Genomic DNA, 20,337 nt, shown 5'->3' with positions numbered 1-20,337 from the left:
ATAATATGGACTTTATTATAGATTCAAGTATATTGCAATCATTGCTTTTGAGTGTGATATTTCTAGCAATTTTAGTAGAGATAAAAACAGGAGGTACAGGTATAGGGGCATTATTAGGTATCATAGCAGCTGGTGTATTTTTTGGCAGTAGTTATGTGAAAGGTTTAGTGAGCTTATATCAGATTGCAATATTTATTGTGGGGATTATTTTTATCATAATTGAAATATTAACCCCAACGATAGGATTACTTGCAGGACTTGGAGTAGTAGCCATATTATATAGTTTGATTTTAGCTATGGGTGGCGATATTGATGCAATGTTGATGATGGCGATTTCTTTTGTTATCGCGATAATAATTTTTGCGTTGATAATAAAAAAACTACCTACAAGTAAGCTCTGGAGTAAGATAATTTTGACAAAGACATCTTCTAGTGAAGAAGGTTATGTAAGTAGCGTAGATTATTCGAGATATTTGCATAAAGAAGGAATTGTATTGACAGAACTGAGACCTTCTGGAAGTGTGAAAATCGATGATGATGTATTAGATGTTGTATCAGAGGGTAATTATATTAATAAAGGCGAAAAAGTTTGCGTGGTAAAAATTGAAGGTATGCGTATTATTGTACGTAAAATTTAAATTGAAATTTTTAAATTAAAATTAAGGAGGATTAATCATGGAAGCGATTATCGGTTCTGGTTTTATCGTAGTAATTGTCATTGTGGCGGTTATGTTATTTTTGCATTTTGTACCTATAGGATTGTGGATTTCAGCATTAGCATCAAATGTTCATGTAGGTATATTTACATTAGTTGGTATGAGAATGCGTAGAGTTCCGCCACAAAAAATTGTATTGCCACTTATCAAGGCAAATAAAGCAGGATTGAATGTCAATGTAAATCAACTTGAAGCACATTATTTGGCTGGCGGTAATGTGGATAAAGTAGTCGATGCACTCATTGCTGCTCATAGAGCACAAATACCACTTCCATTTGAACGCAGTGCAGCTATTGACCTTGCAGGTCGTGATGTATTAGAAGCCGTACAGATGAGCGTAAATCCAAAAGTCATTGAAACACCTGTTGTATCCGCTGTGGCTAGAAATGGTATTGAATTAAAAATTAAGGCAAGGGTTACAGTTCGAGCTAATATTGATAGATTAGTCGGTGGTGCTGGTGAGCCTACAATTATTGCTCGTGTTGGTGAAGGGATAGTAACATCGGTTGGTTCTTCAGAAGCTCATACAGATGTGCTTGCTAATCCAGATGATATATCTAAAACTGTACTTGGCAAAGGTTTGGATGCAGGAACTGCTTTTGAAATTTTATCCATTGATATAGCTGATGTTGATGTAGGTAGAAATATCGGTGCAGAACTTCAAACAGACCAAGCAGAAGCTGATAAACGTATAGCTCAAGCAAAAGCTGAAGAAAGACGTGCTATGGCTGTAGCTAAAGAACAGGAAATGAAAGCATATACTCAAGAGATGGAAGCTCGTGTAGTTGAAGCTCAATCAGAAGTTCCACATGCACTAGCAAAAGCTCTTCGTGAAGGTAAACTTGGTGTGATGGATTATTATAATTTAAATAATATCAATGCTGATACGCAAATGCGAGAAGCAATAAGTAAGACAGGAGATAGTACAGTCCCACAAGGACAAGTACCAATAAAATAATTTATTATGGAAGGATTAGCACCTTTTCTGCTCTTTTTGTTTTTTATGATAGTAAATATCTATACTAGTCAAAAACGCAGAGAGCAAAAAAAGAAACAAAGACAAGAATTTCCTGATATATATGATAATCTACCACCTAGACCAAAAAAAGAAAAAAATCTTGATTATATGATGGCAAAGCCAAAGATAAAAGATGTAAATTTGAATGATAGAAATGTACAAATAGATTTAAATAAAGAAAATGTTGACAAATTAGCAAATCGTACAAATGAATATGAACAAATTTTACAAAATAAATATCAAGAAAAATTACATCAAAATAAAAATATTTCACAAGCAAAAGATTATATTCAACAGACAGAGATAAAAGCAATAGATAAAGATAAAAAAATACAGATTGATATTGAAAAAGAACATATAATGAATGCTATAATGTATGCTCAGGTTTTAGAGCAACCAAAATCACTGCAATATTTAAAACGATTTGGTATAAAACGTATAGTGCATAAAGATTAAATGAAAGCTATAATCATTAGGAATTTTAAGAAAAATAAAATTTTATAATGGTTATAGCTTTTTTTATTAATATAATTTATAATATAGCTGAAATAATTTTTTTATAAAATTAGAGATAAATCATCAGATAAGTCATTCGCGTAAATTTTTGGTAAAAAGATTTAGCACTATAGATTGAATATGTTATAATGAAAATATGATTATTATTCTAAAAATAATGGAGGGCGAATGCTTTTGCCAAATTTTGCAGAAATAAAAATACCTTTTCAAGACAGAGCGGAAACAATAGGTATTCTTGGTGAAAATGATGAATTTTTACGAGTTTTAAATGATAATTTTGCTTGTCGTATTATTGGTAGAGGTACTGATTTATCAATCAATGGTGAAGAAGGAGAAGTAAATGCTGCCAGTCAAGTCATTGAAGCTTTGCTTTTATTGTATAGACAAGGTACAAAGCTCACAATGCATGAGGTTAGATATAGTATAAAACTGGTTAAAGCAGGTCAATCTAGCGAATTAAAATCTTTATTTACAGATGTATTGACTGTTACTTCAAGAGGAAAATGCGTTCGACCAAAGACTATTGGACAGAAAATCTATATTGATGCTATTCGTCGTCATAGCATAACTTTTGGTTTAGGTCCAGCTGGTACAGGGAAAACTTATTTAGCTGTAGTCATGGCAGTTATGGCACTTCGTAATAATGAAGTGGATAAACTCATTTTGACTCGTCCAGCAGTTGAAGCAGGAGAACGTTTGGGCTTTTTACCTGGTGATTTACAAGAAAAAATCGATCCATATTTAAGACCATTATATGATGCTTTGCAAGATATTTTAGGTTTAGAAGCTTATCAAAAATTATTAGCTAGAAATATCATTGAAATAGCACCGCTTGCATATATGCGTGGTCGCACGTTAGAAAGAGCTTTTGTTATTCTAGATGAAGCTCAAAATACTACACCTAGACAGATGAAGATGTTTTTAACTCGTTTAGGTTTTGGTTCAAAAATGGTAATAAATGGTGATTTAAGTCAGATTGATTTACCTAGAGGTAGTGGCTCAGGTTTGACTCAAGCAACAAAAATATTAGATGGACTAGAAGGTATATCTGTGATACATTTTGATGATAGAGATGTTATTCGTCATGATGTAGTCGCACGAATTATTAGAGCTTATGATGCTTATGAAGCAGCTAATCCACCTAGTGATAATAAAGATAAAAATATGTATAAACATAATTGATAAATAATATAGAAATTATTTTATTAGAAAAGTTATCAGGAGAGATTTTATTATGGAAATAATTTTAAGCAATTTACCTGAAAATCTTGAAGTAGATGAAAATTTAAGTGACACAGTGAAAGAAGCTGTAGAAAAAGTAGGTCAATTATATGCTTTGGATAATGCAGAAGTGAGCATTACGCTTACAGATAATGAACATATTCATGAAATAAATCGTGAATATAGAAAAGTAGATAGACCGACTGATGTAATATCTTTTGCTTTAAATGAAGGTGATGAACCAAATATTGAAGGAGAAATTCCTGTAAATATGTTGGGTGATATCATTATTTCTGTAGAAAAAGCGATAGAACAAGCTGGTGATTATGGTCATAGTGTTCGTCGTGAAATAGCATTTTTGACAGTTCATGGTATGCTTCATTTATTGGGGTATGATCATATAGAAGAAGCTGATCGCATAGAAATGCGAAAAGAAGAAGATTTTGTTATGGAACAATTAGGAATAAGTAGAGATTAAAAAGGAGTTAATTTTTTGGAAAATAAACATTTTAAATCAGGTTTTGTAGCAGTTATTGGTAGACCAAATGTAGGAAAATCTACATTGATAAATAGTCTCATTGGACAGAAAATAGCGATAATGTCTGATAAACCACAGACTACACGCAATAAAATCATGTGTGTATTGACTACAGATAATGAACAGGTGATTTTCTTAGATACGCCAGGTATTCATAAACCTTTGCATAAATTAGGTGAATATATGGTGAAGGCAGCGGAAGGCACATTAAAAGAAGTTGATGCTGTTTTATTTGTAGTTGATGCTACTGAAGATTTAGGTGGCGGTGAACGTTACATCATGGAACGTTTACAAGCTACAAAAAAACCAGTTATTTTGATTGTCAATAAATTAGATTTAATCGATAGACAATCTGTATTGCCGATAATTGAAAAATATACAAAAGCTTATAATTTTGCAGGTGTAGTGCCAATTTCTGCTAAAGAAAAAATGAATTTGGATAGCTTACTTGCAGAATTAAATAAGTATTTACCAGAAGGGCCTCAGTATTATCCAGCAGATACAGTAACAGACCAGCCAGAGCGTTTGATAGCGGCAGAGATGATACGTGAAAAGGTACTTCATTTGACTCGTGATGAAATACCACATGCTATAGCTGTAGATATTGAGGAAATGAAATCCCGTGCTAATGATAAAGTTTATATTCGAGCAACTATCTATGTTGAACGTGAATCACAAAAGGGAATTGTCATTGGTAAACGTGGTGCATTATTAAAGGAAATAGGAGCATTAGCTCGTAAAGATATTGAAACAATGCTTGGCTCTAAAACGTATTTAGATCTATGGGTAAAAGTCAAAAAAGATTGGCGTGACCGTAGCAATGTACTTCGTGAATTAGGTTTTAGAGATTAATAAAGGAAGACGTGCTTAACATGATGAATAAATTATCACATTATTTTATTAATGGGCTTATAGTATTAGTACCTATCGTTATAACTTATTTTGTAATTGCTACTGTATTTACTTTGGTAGAAGGTATAGTAGAAAGTTATATTCCACTTAAATTTCCAGGTGCAGGTGTAGCCTTATTAATTATTGTTATTTTACTTGCTGGTTGGATAACTTCAACTTGGACATGGGCTTCTCAGCGAATTATCAGCTATTTTGAAACAGTAGTTGATAAAATTCCAGTTGTAAAATTCATTTACAATAGTGTTAAGCGTGTTTCTACAATGTTGTTTGAATCAAAAACGATGTTTAGTCAAGTCGTTTTAATTCCTTATCCACATCCAAATGTAAAAACTATTGGATTTTTGATGCCAAAACCATCATCTTTGCTTGCTCCATATTTAAGTAAAGATGAAGAGTATGAATCTGTATTTTTGCCATGGAGTTTAAATATGACTTCTGGATTTAATGTATTTGTACCTAAAAAAGATATAATTTATGTAGACATTTCTGTAGAAGATGCTTTTCAATATATATTAACAGCTGGTGGTGTAATGCCAGGTGCTGATGTAAAAGCTGATTTGGCAAAAATACAAGAGGTCAAAGAAAAGATGGAAAAGGCTCAACAAGAAAAATAAAATTATTGAAGATTGAAGGAAATAATAAACTAATATGGCTATTTATTCAACAGAAGTATTAGTTTTAGGTGTAAAAAATTGGGGTAACGCAGATAAAATCGTTACCCTTTTGTCACCTACTTATGGAAAAATAACAGCAGCAGCATATGGTTGTCGACGTCCAAAAAGTCCACTAGCAGCATCCATGCAACCTTTTTCATGGCTGGATATTCAATTATCTAGAGGTGAAAAGATGGATACAGTTCGCCAATGTGAACATAAAGGATTTTTTTCAGATTTATATGAAGATTTGACGGCGATGGCATATGCTTCTTTTATTGCTGAATTAGCTAAAGAATTGTGTAGTGAAGATGAACCACAAGTAGAGATTTATGAAAAATTATTAAAAATCTTGCCATGTCTAACGAAGTTTAACCCTCGTATTTGTGCTCTGGCTAGTGCTTATCAGATTTTTGAATATACTGGCTGTCAACTTCATTATAGCCAATGTGCATTATGTGGAAGTAAAATCGAAGGCGATTGTCATTTTGATGCTATGCAAGGTGGAGCAATCTGCACATCTTGTAGTCAAGGAAAGCAGACAAATTATCCAGCTTCTGTAAGATTATTTATAGAACATCTTTTACATTTAGATTGGGATAATCCACCTAAATTTCAAGTAAAAGGTATTGATTTGATAAATGCTGAAAAAATTCTATTAGATTATATACAATCCTTGATAGGGAAACCTTTTAAATCACTTGCTTTCATTAAACAAGTTACTAGTTTAAATAAATAAATTTTATGAAAATATTTGCAAAATTTATTTAAAAAAGCAGGATTTTAGGCTGTATATAGAGAATATAATTAATATAAAATAACTTGAGAAATTATTATAATCAAGGCATCAAGGAGGGTTTGGTTATGGATAACGTAAAACGTATTTTAGTTCCAATCGATAGCTCTGAAATTGCTGAACGTGCTATGCAACAGGCTATAAAAATTAATCGCTTCAATGAAGCAGAAGTTCATATTCTATATGTAGCGGATATTAATAAATTGGCTATTAATGCTTATTTGTCTGGTAATGTATTAGTTGAAATTGAAAAAGCAGGTCAACGTATTTTAAATGCAGCAAAAGCTTTATTCCCAGAAGGAATGAATGTAGTTTGTGCATATAGGACAGGAGATCCAGCTGAAGCAATTAGAGATTATGAAAAAGAAATTTCTGCTGATTTAATTGTTATGGGCAGTAGAGGTTTAGGTCTTGTACGAGGTGTATTGCTTGGTAGTGTAAGTAAATATGTGTTAGAACATGCCAAATGCCCAGTTTTGATTGTAAAATAATATAAATATTAATTAAAAATTTAACCCCAATAATTAGAATTTTTCTAGTTATTGGGGTTTTTATTATATATTGGAATTTTAATTTGTATTAATAGGATTTACATCGACAATGATGTTTTTATCTGTATCTATATGAAGTTCGCGTAAATAATTTCTTAATATATTTAAATCATTAGTTTTGAGTAATAAATTAAAGCGATATATTCCCTTAAAGTTGGCAATTAAAGATGGTGCAGGTCCCATAATGACAATATTTTTATTATCTTGAAATTTATCTTTAATGAGTTTTTTTAAATTTTGTGCCTTAGTTAAAGCATTTTCTTCATTTTCGTTTTGAATTATTAATTTTATGAGTTGGCAAAAAGGCGGATAATACATGGCTTTACGCAGTAAAATCTCTTCATTATAAAAATGTTTATAATCTTGTTGGATACCGCATTGTACAGCATAATGCTCTAAATTATATGTTTGTACGATTACTTGTCCGCGTTTGTTTTTTCTACCGGCACGACCAGCAGTTTGAGTTATTAAACCAAAACAACGTTCACCTGCTCTAAAATCTGGTAAATTTAGGCTGGAATCTGCACTTATAATGCCAACAGCTGTTACCGTAGGTATATCATGACCTTTGGCAACCATTTGTGTACCTAATAAAATATCATATAAGCCTGTTTTAAATTGTTTTAAGATATCTAGATGAGCAAATTTTTTGCCTGTAGTATCTCTATCTAAACGGATTATTCTAGCTTGAGGAAATAAAGTGGATAATTCTTCTTCAAGTTTTTCTGTTCCAGAGCCGAAAAATTTAATATATTTACTATTACATTTTGGGCAGATGGTAGGAACATTTTCTGTAATATCGCAATGATGGCATTGCAAGATGCCACGGCGATGATAAACAAGAGGTAAACCGCAGTATTTGCACTTGATAACATGACCGCAAGCTCTGCACATTACAAAAGTAGAAAATCCTCTACGATTTAACATGATGATGATTTGTTCTTTTTTGGCTAAAGTATCCGCAATCAATTCTTTTAGCTTTAAAGAAATTATTTTGCGATTTCCCATGCGGAGTTCTTCTCGCATGTCCACTCCTTCAATATATGGTAAAGGTAGGTTATCTATACGATTAGGCATATTTAATAATATATATTCACCAGTTTGAGCTTTGTGATAACTTTCTAAAGATGGAGTAGCACTACCCATGATTAAAATAGCATGATAGATTTCAGCCATTTTTTCTACTATATCGTGGCTGTGATAACGAGGTGATTCATCTTGTTTGTATGAAGGATCATGCTCTTCATCCATTACGATTAGACCTAAATCATCAAATGGAGCAAATAATGCTGAACGGGCTCCGATAATAATCCCTACTTGTTTCGTGCGAATTCGCCAAAAGGTATCATTTCTTTCGCCGACTGATAATCTACTATGAATGACAACAACATCGTCAGTAAAATATTGTTTAAAAGATGTTACTAGTTGACCTGTAAGGACAATTTCTGGTACTAAAATTAAGATTTGTTTACCTAATTTACGCAGTTTAAGAGCCATTTCGATATAAATTTGAGTTTTGCCACTACCTGTGACACCAAATAAGAGAAATTTATTCTTTTCTTGATTGGTTGCTATTTCTATATTTTTTAGTGCGACTGATTGCTCAGGTGTTAATTGTTTATCTGTAGATAAGTTAGTGTTTATAAGTTGATAGCTATCTCGTAATACCTGTTTTTTTATTAATTTTATATAATTTAAATCAGCTAATGCTTTTAATGTCGTTAGAGAAATTTTTTCATTTGCTAAATCCTTGGTGGAAGCTTCTTTTATTTTAGCTAAATATAATAGAGCTTTTTTTTGAGCTGGTTTATTTTTTAAAGTTGCTAAAATATCATCATTAACTGTTACATTTAAAGAAGCATAAGTGACATAAATTTTATTAGCTTTTGTTTTATAAGTATAATCTCGGGTAATTAGTTTTTTGGTGATGAGTTTATCTAATAAAGAAGATAAATTATCAATTGTGCTGAATTTATGTCGTAAAGTTAGTAAATCAGTATTTTTTTGGAGAGAAAGATATTCAAGTAAGGATATTTCTGATGAGGATAATTTATTTTTAGAAAATAAATCATATTCTTGTTGGTTGATATTAAAAATAGGGCGAATTTGTACACTGTTTTTTCCGGGGATAAATAACCGCATAGTTTCGCCTAAAGAACATAGATAAAAATCAGCCATCCATTTGGCGGTAGCATACATCTTAGGTGTAAACCATGCCTCTGTATCAATAATATCTTTGATTTCTTTTAATTTAGTTATATCTATATTATGTTCGTTATTTGCATATATTTTTATAATAAAGCCTTCCATAATTCGATTACCAAAAGGCACTAAAACACGACAACCTTCTTTTAAAATATCAAATTTTTCAGGAATTATATATGTGAAAGCATTGGAAATGCTTTTTACAGGAATATTAATATATATATCTGCTAATTTTTTCATATGATCACGTACCTAATTAAATAATATGAGTATATTATATTATATTTATTTGATTTTAGAAAATAAGAAAATATTAAAAGGATATTTTTATTTATTACAGAATTTATTATTAAGAAGATTATTATTTGTTGTATTAGATATATTAATAAAAAATTATTTTTTATTATAGTTATTTGAAACAAAAAGTATATAAATTTTATGAAGGGAGATTTCATAATGTTAAAAAACAAAATAAAAAAATCTATTGGCATCTTAACAATGGCGTGTTTTTTAGCAACACCTATTAGCTATGTTGTAAGTGCAAATACAACGGAGGCTGCTCCGCCACCACCTCCTAGACATAGAATAGCACCACCTCCACCACAGCAACATAAAGCACCAGATTGGAAAAAAGCACCACCACCTCGTCAAGATAGATGGAAGCCAGCACCTAAAAGACAGGCTCCACCGCCTCCACCACCTAGACATGGTCGTCATAGATAAAGTAAAAAAATAAAACCTCTGACAGATTTTTGTCAGAGGTTTTTGTTTACTATTAATATAAAATTATAAACCAGCTTGTTTTCTTAATGTTTCAGCTTTATCAGTATGTTCCCAAGGAAGGTCTACATCTGTACGACCGAAATGACCATAAGCTGCTGTTTGAGCATAAATTGGACGGCGTAAGTCTAATTCTTTGATGATACCTGCTGGACGAAGATCGAAGTTATCGTTTACAAGTTTAGTGATAACATCTTCAGCTACTTTATTAGTACCAAATGTATTAATGCTGATAGATACAGGTTTTGCAACACCGATAGCATAAGCTAATTGGATTTCGCATTTATCAGCAAGACCAGCAGCTACGATATTTTTAGCTACATAACGAGCAGCATATGCTGCAGAACGGTCAACTTTTGTTGGATCTTTACCAGAGAAAGCACCGCCACCATGACGAGCCATACCACCATAAGTATCAACAATGATTTTACGACCAGTAAGACCAGTATCGCCTTGTGGACCACCGATAACGAATTTACCAGTAGGATTGATGAAATATTTTGTTTCAGCTGTTAGAAGCTCAGCAGGAACAACAGGTTTAATAACTTTTTCCATAAGATCTTGTTTGATCTGTTCTAAAGTAACATCAGGATCATGTTGAGTAGAAATAACAATAGTATCTACAGCAACAGGTTTACCATCTTCATAAACAACTGTTACTTGAGTTTTACCATCTGGACGAAGATAAGGAAGTTCACCAGATTTTCTAACTTCAGTAAGACGACGAGCAAGTTTATGAGCTAAAGCGATAGGAAGAGGCATATATTCAGGAGTTTCATTTGTAGCATAGCCGAACATCATACCCTGGTCACCAGCACCAAGATCAGATTCGTCAGCTTCTCCTTCTTTAGCTTCTAAGGATTTATCTACACCCATAGCGATATCTGGAGATTGTTCATCGATGGATAAAGAAATACCACAAGTATCACAATCTAAACCGAATTTTGCACGAGTGTAACCGATTTTGCGAATAGTTTCACGAACGATAGAAGGAATATCTACATAACAATTTGTGGATATTTCACCTGCTACATGAATTTGACCAGTCATAGCGAAAGTTTCACAAGCTACACGACCATTTGGATCTTTTGCTAAAATTGCATCTAAGATGCTATCAGAAATTTGGTCTGCTACTTTATCAGGATGACCTTCAGTAACAGATTCAGAAGTAAATAATACTCTGTTTGACATTTAGGAACCTCCTAGAATATTTTATATATCTTAACAATTAAAAAATAACATAAAAAAAACTCTCTAAACTTAAATGCGAGAGAGTTTATATCCATCTCTCATCTTCTAAGTAAAACTTAAAGGATTTGGCACCGTTTTGAAATATCAATGGTTGCCGCAACGTCATCGGGCCAGTCCCTCGGTTGCTCTTGATGAGTTATTCTATATAATTGCTAATCATTATCATATAGAAAAAATAGGTTTTTGTCAATATCTTTAATATAAAAATAATTTATTATCTTAATCTAAAATATAAATAAAAAGGCTTCTAAAAATAATATTTAGAAGCCTTTTTGTTATTTTAAATTAGATCATATTATTTGCATAAGTTGCATAGAGTTCTTTTAATTCTTCCATTTTATCGTACATTTCAACTTGTAAGCTAGAAGCTGTAGCAAAATCATTAGAATTTAATGCACTGATTAATTGAGTGAATAAAGATTTATCATCAATGCTATCTTTAGCAAGATAATAACGGATGCGATTGATTTTATTCCAATTATAAGAATCTTCATCTGTAATATATGCAGATTTAATTTCTTTGAATTTGCTGATGAGCATACGATTTTCAGGAATGATACGGCTGATAAGTTCAGTTCTCCAACGAATCAATTCACCTTCAACGAAAGCATCGATAATTTTATCGCTAAATGCACCGCCTTCAGTTAAAACAGCACGTTTTTCAGGATATTTTTTCAAATTAGAGAAGTTTTCCCAAACTGTTGCAGGATGTACGCCAAAACGTTGATGACGTTCTTCTTCTGTATAGTCTTCGAATACATCATCTTCAGCACGATATGCACGGTCTGTTTCTAAATATCCAGCTTCATCACCTACATCTTTAGAGATTTCAGCAAGTAATTCAGCAGTAGTTTTAGTAACAGCATATTTAATACCATCAAATACAGATGTATAAATAGCAGCAAGTACGAGATAAGTATTTGTATATGGGTTACAAGCACGAAGTTCAAAGCGAGTAGCTTTTGGATTGTTAACATCACGGATAAGTCCAGCTAAAATAGTACGGTTACGAGAAGGTACTTCTGGATTATGACCTAAAGATGTAACGATACAGATAGGAGCTTCAAAGCCAGGTTTTAAACGATTTAAAGAGTCATTAGTTGCAGATACGAATGGGTTGATAACTTCATAGTTTTTAAGTAAGCCCATGATAGCACCATAACCAACAGCACTCATGAATTCTTTTTTCATATCAGTTGGAGCGAATAAGTTTACATAAGAACCATCATTCATAATAGCACCCATACCAAAATGAGTATGTTCACCATTACCAGCAAGACCGATCATAGGTTTTGCTTTGAAGTTTACTTCAAGACCATTTTCACGGAAGATTTCTTTAACGAGAATACGAACTACTAATTCATTATCAGCTGCTTGAAGAGCATCAGCGAATTTCCAGTCAATTTCAACCTGTTCACAAACATGAGTCATGTTACCATCAGTATCGATATGACCTTTCATACCACCAACTTCTTTATGACCCATTTCAGGAGAAAGACCATAAGCTTCAAGAGCTAACATGCACTGTTCAAGAGCTGTACGAACTGCACCACGAGTACGTTGCCAATATTGTTCTTGCATAACCTGAGATGCAGACATTTCAGGGATATCAGCTTCACTGAGTGGAGTTTTTACCCAGAATTCAAGTTCAGTAGCGGAAGTGAATACGATATCTTTTACATCTGCACCATTGATATGTTCTAGGCCGGAAATTTTATTATTATTTTTAAAGAGGTCTAATAAACCTTTTTTTACATAATTTAATGTGTTAGCTAAGATAGAACGAGAGTCAACTGCTTTACCATCATGAATGAGAGCTGCAGGGATACGAAGTGTACCAACTGGTTTACCAAGTTCTTCATCATAGCTTTCGATATTATAATCAACAAACCAATTAACAGTAGGATCAATTGGCATATCTACTTTAGCATTATTCAATGTAGCAATACCAGTTAATACTACAGAAGAGCCATCAGTTTGAACAGCAGAACCATTATAGAAAGCATCAATATCTTCAAGAAAAACTCTCATAGGAATTTTTTCATCAGTATCATTACCAGCTAAGTCAATACCTACTAAAGAAACAAATTTAATTTCAGGATGTTGTTTCAAAGTAGCAATAATATCTTCTTTTTTAGAATTTGCAGGAATAACATATAATAAATCGTTCATTAAAAGACCCACCTTTTATTAACAAAATTTATGTAGCAACTAAAAAAAGCCGTATGAAAACAACTCTGGTTACATTAATAGTATAATAACCCCCTACTAAAATAAAAATATAAATTAAAAGAAATTTTATTTTAGATTAAAATCATTATAATACTAATGAACAGATGTCTCATATGGCCCCATTGCCTTTGCTGTTCTGTTTTACGTGATTTATAATATCATATTCAAAAGTATTTGTCTAGTAGTTATTTTTTATTTTTAATTGTAACATTGTATTTTTATTATTTATTTTTTATTGAAAATTGTTAAGAGTCCATAAAATAAAGGTATTTATAAATAATTTCTAATAAAAAATACACCCTAAAAGCTATAAAATAATTACTTTTAGGGTGTATTAAATAAATTTATTTAAGGATTATTTATTTTAATATTATGCTTCCATTTTACGAATTGGATTAAATGTAAATTCATCATCATTTACATTAATATCTACAGTATCGCCTTCTTTGATATTACCTTTGATGATTTCTTTACTTAATTGAGTTTCTACAGTATGAGATAATAATCTACGAAGTGGACGAGCACCAAAGTTTGGTTCAAAACCTTCGTCTGCAAGTTTTTCTAAAGCCTCATCAGACCAAGAAAGTGAGATATTAACTTGATGTTGTAGACGTTTATTGAGATTTTCAAGCATAATGCGAGCAATTTGACGTACTTGTTCTTTAGCTAAAGCTTTGAATACGATGATATCATCAACACGATTTAAAAATTCAGGACGGAAATAATCTTTTAAGATATCACGTACTAATTTTTCAGCTGTAGCAAAATCTTTTTGATTTAAGATTTCATGGCTACCTAAGTTTGAAGTCATGATGATAACTGTATTTTTGAAGTTTACAACTCTACCTTTACCATCAGTTAAACGACCATCATCTAAGATTTGTAATAATACATTGAATACATCACGATGTGCTTTTTCGATTTCATCAAGTAAAATTACGCTATATGGACGACGGCGAACGGCTTCAGTGAGTTGACCACCTTCATCATAGCCAACATATCCTGGAGGAGCCCCGATTAAACGAGCTACAGAATGTTTTTCCATATATTCGCTCATATCGATACGAATGATACTGCGTTCATCATCAAATAGACTTTCAGCTAAAGTTTTTGCAAGTTCAGTTTTACCTACACCAGTAGGGCCGAGGAAAATGAAAGAACCGATTGGACGATTAGGATCTTTAATACCAGCACGAGCACGGATAATTGCTTCACTTACAGCTTTTACAGCCTCATCTTGTCCGACAACACGTTCATGAAGAACATCTTCTAGATGTACGAGTTTTTCTCTTTCACCTGTGAGCATTTTAGTAACAGGAATACCAGTCCAACGACTTACAACTTGAGCGATATCTTCTTCAGATACTTCTTCTTTTAAGAGGCGATTGCCTTCTTCATCATGAACAGCTTTTTCCATTTCTTCAAGTTCTTTTTGAAGTTGTGGTAATTTACCGTATTTGATTTCAGAAGCTTTGGCATAATCGCCATTGCGTTGAGCTTTTTCCATTTCAGTATTGGCACTATCCATTTCTTTTTTGATAGCACGTACACGAACAATACCTTGTTTTTCTTTATCCCATTTTGCTTTTAATTCATTTTCTTCATTTTGTAATTTAGTTTTTTCGTCGATAAGTTTGGCAAGTTTTTCTTTAGATGCTTCATCAGTTTCTTTATTTAATGCTTCTTCTTCTATTTGTAACTGCATGATTTTACGACGTAATTTTTCGATAGGTTCTGGCATAGATTCAATTTCAGTACGAAGTTTAGCAGCTGCTTCATCAACTAAGTCGATGGCTTTATCTGGTAAAAATCTATCAGAGATATATCTATCAGATAATACAGCGGCAGAAACAAGTGCATTATCACGAATTCTTACGCCATGATGAACTTCATAACGTTCTTTTAGACCACGTAAGATGGAGATAGTATCTTCAACAGATGGCTGACCTACCATTACAGGTTGGAAACGACGTTCAAGAGCTGTATCTTTTTCGATGTATTTACGATATTCATTTAAAGTAGTGGCACCAATACAACGGAGTTGTCCACGTGCCAACATTGGTTTTAATAAGTTACCAGCGTCCATAGCACCTTCAGTTGCACCTGCACCTACTACAGTGTGAATTTCATCGATGAATAATAAAATCTGTCCATCAGACTTAGAAATTTCATTTAATACAGATTTTAGACGTTCTTCAAATTCACCACGATATTTAGCACCAGCGATTAATGAACCCATATCAAGAGAATATAATGTTTTGTTTTTTAGAGATTCTGGAACATCTCCTGCTACGATACGGCGAGCTAAACCTTCAACAATAGCAGTTTTACCAACACCAGGTTCACCGATTAATACTGGGTTATTTTTAGTACGACGAGATAAAATTTCAATAGTACGACGGATTTCTTCATCACGGCCAATAACAGGATCGAGTTTACCAACTCTTGCCATAGCTGTTAGATCACGGCCGTATTTTTCAAGTGATTTATAACCACTTTCAGGATTATCACTATTTACATTTTGTTTACGTTCTGATTTAATTACAGATTGGATTTTATTTTGATGTAGATTGAATTCTCTACATAGTGCTTGCATTTCATCATCGCTATCGCTGACAATAGCTAATAATAAATGTTCTGTACTTATATATTCATCATTCATGTTTTCGGCAAGTTTTGCTGCTCTGCCTAATACACGAACCATTTCAGTGCTCATACCTAGACGGCTTTGACCTTTTACACTAGGAATTTTTTTGAGCATTTGTTCTAGTTTTGCTTTGAGCATAGGTAAATCTACTCGACATTCAGCAAAAATAGTAGCGAGTAAACCTTCAGGTTCTTTGATTAAGGCTGAAAGTACATGAGCTGATGTGATTTCTTGATGATAGCGAAGTGCTGCTTCTTGCTGTGCGGATTGCATAGCTTCTAAAACTTTTTGTGTATATTTTTCTTCACCCATGATGTATACCTCCAAGTCATGATGAGTAGTATTCAAATTAATAAAAGTATAAATTCATTGAAGTAGTTATTATACTAAAATAATAAATTATATTTTACTTTAGTTTTAATATCTGCTTACAAAACATATTATAAAAGCTAAAAGTCAAATTGTCAAACATTATTTTTGACTTTTTGACTTTTCCTTTAAAAAAAATTTTAGCTACACTGAAAATCTTTATATTATAATAGGATAGAGGTGATTTTATTTATGGAAAGACTCATAGGTTTTGCTCCATCTATTGATGAAAATTGTACTACTATTATTTTAGGTTCAATGCCAAGTGTAAAATCTTTGGAACAACAACAATATTATGCACATCCTCAAAATAGATTTTGGAAATTAATGGCTATATTTTTTAATGAAGGAATAATACCAACTATTTATCAAGAGAGACTAGATTTATTGAGAAAAAATCATATTGCTCTTTGGGACTCAATAGATTCTTGTATTCGAGAAGGTAGTTTAGATAGTGCCATTTGTGATGAAGTGCCAAATGATTTTAAAGCTTTATTTGCCCAATATCCTAAGATAAAAACTATTTGTTTTAATGGAGGAAAATCTTTTCAGTGTTTTAAGAAATATAATAAAGATATTTTAAAAGATGAAACATATACTTTTTATACATTACCATCTACAAGTCCAGCTAATGCTAGATTTCGCTTGCCGATGCTTCAAGAGGTATGGCAACAAGCATTAGCTGAGCATATAGATGACGCTTTGAGATAATTTACAATCTGGGAGCTTTTTGATTTATAAATAATAAAAATAAAATGTTGAGGTAAGATATTAAAATTACCTCAACATTTATTTTAGGGAGAAAATTTTTATTATGAATTTTTATTATACATTTTATCAACAGCAGATGGTAAATATTCCCAAGGAATTTTTCTTTCCATAAATTCAAGAATTAAATTCATTCCAGGTGTGATATGTTCAAATATAGATTTATATGCAGGGCAAAAATATGATTTATATTCTTTTTCATTGAGGTTAGATTGTATAAAGCGGTGTTTAGGACAACCTCCATTGCATAATGGAAGCCATGAACATTGTTTACATTCTAAAGATAAGTGCTGTTTATATTTAGACCAATTATTTATTGAGGATTGGAGTTGATTTTGATCTAAATTTAGTATGTTACCTAGTTTATATTTGCTATCAGGATAAACAAAATGATCGCATTGGTAAATTGTGCCATCTGCTTCTAATACCATATTTTCTCCACCGCATTGTGGCATGAATATACATAAAGATGAAGGTTGTCCAGCTAAATGTTGTAAAAGTGTATCGAATAAACGAATGGATATATTTGTAATATCATGGCGTATCCATTCATCAAATATAGTATTGATAAAATTACCATATTCTAAAGGATTAACACTAAATTCAGCTAAATTAACATTATTGTGCTCCATCCAAGAAGGCATATAATTTATATTTGTGTTTTTATCCATTTCTACAACGGGAATAAATTGCATAAAGCGGATGTTTAAGGATTTTAGGAATTTATAAATTCTTAAGGGATATTTTACATTTATATTATTTACTACTGTTAAAGTATTAAATTCAACTTGATAGTGTTGCATTAATTTTATAGCATTCAAAACTGATGAAAATGAAGAGCGATTATTTTTCATTTTGCGATATACATTATGCAATTCTTCATCGCCATCAATAGATAGACCGATTAAAATTTTTTCATCATGGAAAAATTTTGCCCATTCATCATTTATTAAAGTGCCGTTCGTTTGGATTGAATGATAAATGTTTTTATTGAAATTTTTAGCTAAGATTTTGCCATATTCAACTGCTTTTTTATAAAAATCAATTCCAATTAATAAAGGTTCTCCACCTTGCCAAATGAAAGTTATATTTTTATCTTGGCAATAAGAAATTCGTTTTTCCATGAATTGGTAAAGATTTTTAGTTTGCATAAAAGGCGTAATATCATTTTCTTTAGACATAAAGTCAGCTTTTTCAAGATAAAAACAATATTTACAAGTCATATTACATAAAAAGCTAGTTGGTTTTATAATAAAATTCATAATAAATTCTCCATGTATTTTAGTGTTTAGGTTTTTATTCAGTAGCTTTTAAAAGTTGTTCATATTTAGGAAGATTATTTTCTGTATTAGGTTTAGTTGCTTTATTTACTAAATAGTCATGCATTACTTTTTTCAAGCTAGAGATAACTTCTGGATGTTGATCAGCAAGATTGTTTTCTTCTTTAGGGTCGTTTACTGTATCATATAATTCATAAGTATTATCACCTAGATAATAATGAAGTGTCCAGTTATTGTCGCGAACAGTCCAAGAGAAGTCAGATAATCTTTCCATGTATGGATTTTTTGGATAATAATCGGATTCACCTGTTACATATAAATCATAGTCTCTCCAGAAATCAATGTTTTTAGGATCCCAGTGGAATGCTCTTGGTTGAGCCCAAAGGAGATAATCATGAGGATTGCCTGTATTTTCATTTTGGAGATATGGCAATAAATTTACTCCATCTAATTGTTTCTGCCAATCTTCAGGAATAGGAATTTGAGCTGCACCTAAAGCTGTAGGTAAATAATCAATTAAGGAAACCATCTTATCATATTGACCAGGTTTTAAACCATTTTTCCAAGTAACAAATCCAGGAATATGAACGCCACCATTGAATGTTTCGCCTTTATTTCCTTGGAAAATACCGTTCATAGGGAGTGGAGCATCTATAACTGAGCCGTTATCAGAGAAGAAAAAGATTATAGTATTATCTAATTTGCCTTCTTTTTTCAAAGTATCGACAATTCTGCCAACATTGCTATCTACTGCATAGATAGATTCATAATATTTATCTACTTCTTCATTTCCTGTATTAAATACGCGATATTTTTCAGGTGCATGTTTTTCAAGAGGAATGTGAGGTGCATTATAAGCTAAATACATGAAAAATGGCGTATCTTTTGCATGTTTAATTCGATTAATTGCTTCATCTGTTAGTTGGTCTGTAATATAACCTTTAGCTTCGATATGTTCTCTATTTCTAAATAAACTTGGAGAATTATAATATGCAGCTCCAGCTGGATGGAAGCCCATAAAATAATCAAATCCACGATTTTGAGGTTGATATGGTTCATTACAATATGTGGTAAAATTATCATGGTAATCTCGTGTTTGTTTTTCTGGAGGTACAGGAACATTTGTGATTTCACCAACATGCCATTTACCAATAGCAGTTGTCTCATAGCCATAATTTTGGAATAATTCTGCTAAGAATTTATGATCTAGAGGTACACCTTTTTCTGAATCATCATTACTATATACACCAAAACGAGAAGGAAATTGTGCAGTCATAAATGATGAGCGAGAAGGTCCACTAACACCATGACATACATAAGTTTGTGACATCATGACGCCTTGATCCTGTAATTTTCTAAGGTTCGGAGTGGATTTTTTGGCGGCTTCAATTGCTTTGTCTACATCTACTTGGTAACGTTCAGGGATAACTTTTTCAGCTAAAACTTTTTTGTCAAAGGCTTTCTCATCATAATTTAATTGACCATAGCCTAAATCGTCCATACCAATGATTAGAACATTTGGTTTATCTTTGGCAGACCATTCTGCAGGTTTGAAATCTTGATTGAATTTTACATTTGTTGCAGTTCCTTTATCTTTTACAGAATCTGCAAATGCTAAATTTCCTGTAGTTAATGCTGTGGTAATCGTTAGTGCTAATATGGCAGTTTTTTTCTTAGATAACATAAGAATCCTCCTCAAATATTATTGTAAGTTTATTATATTCTAAATGAAATATTTTTTCAATATATAATATTTTGTAGTTTGTTAATTTAAAAAAAATTCTAAAATTTTACTTCAGATAAATGTAGAGAAGTAAGGAATGTTATATATTATATGATATAATATACAGTATTTATTTCATATAAATTAAATTTATAGTTTAA

General features: G+C 31.9%; 17 protein-coding genes and 1 riboswitch. Of the genes, 11 read left to right on the top strand and 6 right to left on the bottom strand.

The features are described from left to right. Window positions 1-5 precede the first annotated feature (5 nt). The 9 genes from Q5I67_RS05245 to Q5I67_RS05205 all read left to right on the top strand — a co-directional run bounded on the left by Q5I67_RS05245 (window position 6) and on the right by Q5I67_RS05205 (window position 6,861). Window positions 6-638 carry an NfeD family protein gene (locus Q5I67_RS05245; protein ID WP_302486588.1) on the top strand — a complete coding sequence of 211 codons (633 nt, stop codon included), beginning with the start codon at window positions 6-8 and terminating at the stop codon, window positions 636-638. A 37-nt stretch (window positions 639-675) separates the two neighbouring features. Further along, window positions 676-1,674, top strand: coding sequence for a flotillin-like protein FloA (gene floA / locus Q5I67_RS05240; RefSeq protein WP_115151316.1), 999 nt, complete (start codon window positions 676-678; stop codon window positions 1,672-1,674). 45 nt (window positions 1,675-1,719) lie between these two features. Beyond that, on the top strand, window positions 1,720-2,190 hold the full coding sequence (locus tag Q5I67_RS05235) for a hypothetical protein (RefSeq protein ID WP_296922980.1): 471 nt from the start codon (window positions 1,720-1,722) through the stop codon (window positions 2,188-2,190). A gap of 228 nt (window positions 2,191-2,418) precedes the next feature. Next, window positions 2,419-3,432, top strand: coding sequence for a PhoH family protein (locus tag Q5I67_RS05230; RefSeq protein ID WP_302486587.1), 1,014 nt, complete (start codon window positions 2,419-2,421; stop codon window positions 3,430-3,432). A 52-nt stretch (window positions 3,433-3,484) separates the two neighbouring features. Further along, complete coding sequence (ybeY, locus tag Q5I67_RS05225; protein ID WP_302486586.1) at window positions 3,485-3,949, top strand: rRNA maturation RNase YbeY; 465 nt, start codon at window positions 3,485-3,487, stop codon at window positions 3,947-3,949. Between the two features lie 15 nt (window positions 3,950-3,964). After that, window positions 3,965-4,861 (top strand): GTPase Era, encoded by an 897-nt coding sequence (era, locus tag Q5I67_RS05220; RefSeq protein WP_296895906.1) that lies wholly within the window; start codon window positions 3,965-3,967, stop codon window positions 4,859-4,861. Between the two features lie 20 nt (window positions 4,862-4,881). Continuing rightward, on the top strand, window positions 4,882-5,535 hold the full coding sequence (locus Q5I67_RS05215; RefSeq protein ID WP_302486585.1) for a DUF502 domain-containing protein: 654 nt from the start codon (window positions 4,882-4,884) through the stop codon (window positions 5,533-5,535). 34 nt (window positions 5,536-5,569) lie between these two features. Then, the gene (recO, locus tag Q5I67_RS05210; protein ID WP_302486584.1) at window positions 5,570-6,313 is read left to right on the top strand and encodes a DNA repair protein RecO; all 744 of its coding nucleotides are present in this window, start codon (window positions 5,570-5,572) and stop codon (window positions 6,311-6,313) included. A 125-nt stretch (window positions 6,314-6,438) separates the two neighbouring features. Then, on the top strand, window positions 6,439-6,861 hold the full coding sequence (locus Q5I67_RS05205; RefSeq protein ID WP_302486583.1) for a universal stress protein: 423 nt from the start codon (window positions 6,439-6,441) through the stop codon (window positions 6,859-6,861). 78 nt (window positions 6,862-6,939) lie between these two features. Here the strand turns inward: Q5I67_RS05205 and priA are convergent, their stop codons facing one another. Further along, on the bottom strand, window positions 6,940-9,366 hold the full coding sequence (gene priA / locus Q5I67_RS05200) for a primosomal protein N' (protein WP_302486582.1): 2,427 nt from the start codon (window positions 9,364-9,366) through the stop codon (window positions 6,940-6,942). 216 nt (window positions 9,367-9,582) lie between these two features. On the opposite strand from priA, the gene Q5I67_RS05195 reads away from it, so the two are divergent. Continuing rightward, a complete protein-coding gene (locus Q5I67_RS05195) occupies window positions 9,583-9,849 on the top strand; it encodes a hypothetical protein (RefSeq protein ID WP_302486581.1) in 267 nt (88 codons plus the stop codon). Between the two features lie 63 nt (window positions 9,850-9,912). On the opposite strand, the gene metK is transcribed toward Q5I67_RS05195, so the two are convergent. The 3 genes from metK to clpB form a co-directional block, all read right to left on the bottom strand. Then, entirely contained in the window at window positions 9,913-11,097 is a 1,185-nt protein-coding gene (gene metK, locus Q5I67_RS05190) for a methionine adenosyltransferase (RefSeq protein WP_296899481.1), read from the bottom strand. A gap of 95 nt (window positions 11,098-11,192) precedes the next feature. After that, window positions 11,193-11,295: riboswitch (SAM riboswitch) on the bottom strand. Between the two features lie 147 nt (window positions 11,296-11,442). Beyond that, the gene (locus Q5I67_RS05185) at window positions 11,443-13,329 is read right to left on the bottom strand and encodes a glutamine synthetase (RefSeq protein ID WP_302486580.1); all 1,887 of its coding nucleotides are present in this window, start codon (window positions 13,327-13,329) and stop codon (window positions 11,443-11,445) included. A 430-nt stretch (window positions 13,330-13,759) separates the two neighbouring features. Then, window positions 13,760-16,348, bottom strand: a complete 2,589-nt coding sequence (clpB, locus tag Q5I67_RS05180; protein ID WP_302486579.1) for an ATP-dependent chaperone ClpB — start codon at window positions 16,346-16,348, stop codon at window positions 13,760-13,762. Between the two features lie 249 nt (window positions 16,349-16,597). On the opposite strand from clpB, the gene Q5I67_RS05175 reads away from it, so the two are divergent. Then, window positions 16,598-17,116 carry a DNA-deoxyinosine glycosylase gene (locus Q5I67_RS05175; RefSeq protein ID WP_302486578.1) on the top strand — a complete coding sequence of 173 codons (519 nt, stop codon included), beginning with the start codon at window positions 16,598-16,600 and terminating at the stop codon, window positions 17,114-17,116. Window positions 17,117-17,217: 101 nt separating this feature from the next. Here the strand turns inward: Q5I67_RS05175 and Q5I67_RS05170 are convergent, their stop codons facing one another. Continuing rightward, window positions 17,218-18,435: an anaerobic sulfatase maturase gene (locus Q5I67_RS05170; RefSeq protein ID WP_302486577.1), complete on the bottom strand. Its 1,218-nt coding sequence runs from the start codon at window positions 18,433-18,435 to the stop codon at window positions 17,218-17,220. A gap of 34 nt (window positions 18,436-18,469) precedes the next feature. Further along, window positions 18,470-20,137 (bottom strand): sulfatase, encoded by a 1,668-nt coding sequence (locus Q5I67_RS05165; RefSeq protein ID WP_302486576.1) that lies wholly within the window; start codon window positions 20,135-20,137, stop codon window positions 18,470-18,472. Window positions 20,138-20,337: the final 200 nt, after the last annotated feature.

It is taken from the genome of uncultured Megamonas sp. (assembly GCF_958438645.1).
Taxonomy (GTDB): Bacteria; Bacillota; Negativicutes; order Selenomonadales; family Selenomonadaceae; genus Megamonas.
This window is presented reverse-complemented; position numbering and strand designations above follow the sequence as displayed.

Coding starts and splice junctions, on each gene's coding strand:
- Q5I67_RS05245 (WP_302486588.1), top strand. CDS start 6: ATGGACTTTATTATAGATTCAAGTATATTGCAATCATTGCTTTTGAGT.
- floA (WP_115151316.1), top strand. CDS start 676: ATGGAAGCGATTATCGGTTCTGGTTTTATCGTAGTAATTGTCATTGTG.
- Q5I67_RS05235 (WP_296922980.1), top strand. CDS start 1,720: ATGATAGTAAATATCTATACTAGTCAAAAACGCAGAGAGCAAAAAAAG.
- Q5I67_RS05230 (WP_302486587.1), top strand. CDS start 2,419: ATGCTTTTGCCAAATTTTGCAGAAATAAAAATACCTTTTCAAGACAGA.
- ybeY (WP_302486586.1), top strand. CDS start 3,485: ATGGAAATAATTTTAAGCAATTTACCTGAAAATCTTGAAGTAGATGAA.
- Q5I67_RS05215 (WP_302486585.1), top strand. CDS start 4,882: ATGATGAATAAATTATCACATTATTTTATTAATGGGCTTATAGTATTA.
- recO (WP_302486584.1), top strand. CDS start 5,570: ATGGCTATTTATTCAACAGAAGTATTAGTTTTAGGTGTAAAAAATTGG.
- Q5I67_RS05205 (WP_302486583.1), top strand. CDS start 6,439: ATGGATAACGTAAAACGTATTTTAGTTCCAATCGATAGCTCTGAAATT.
- priA (WP_302486582.1), bottom strand. CDS start 9,366: ATGAAAAAATTAGCAGATATATATATTAATATTCCTGTAAAAAGCATT.
- Q5I67_RS05195 (WP_302486581.1), top strand. CDS start 9,583: ATGTTAAAAAACAAAATAAAAAAATCTATTGGCATCTTAACAATGGCG.
- metK (WP_296899481.1), bottom strand. CDS start 11,097: ATGTCAAACAGAGTATTATTTACTTCTGAATCTGTTACTGAAGGTCAT.
- Q5I67_RS05185 (WP_302486580.1), bottom strand. CDS start 13,329: ATGAACGATTTATTATATGTTATTCCTGCAAATTCTAAAAAAGAAGAT.
- clpB (WP_302486579.1), bottom strand. CDS start 16,348: ATGGGTGAAGAAAAATATACACAAAAAGTTTTAGAAGCTATGCAATCC.
- Q5I67_RS05175 (WP_302486578.1), top strand. CDS start 16,598: ATGGAAAGACTCATAGGTTTTGCTCCATCTATTGATGAAAATTGTACT.
- Q5I67_RS05170 (WP_302486577.1), bottom strand. CDS start 18,435: ATGAATTTTATTATAAAACCAACTAGCTTTTTATGTAATATGACTTGT.
- Q5I67_RS05165 (WP_302486576.1), bottom strand. CDS start 20,137: ATGTTATCTAAGAAAAAAACTGCCATATTAGCACTAACGATTACCACA.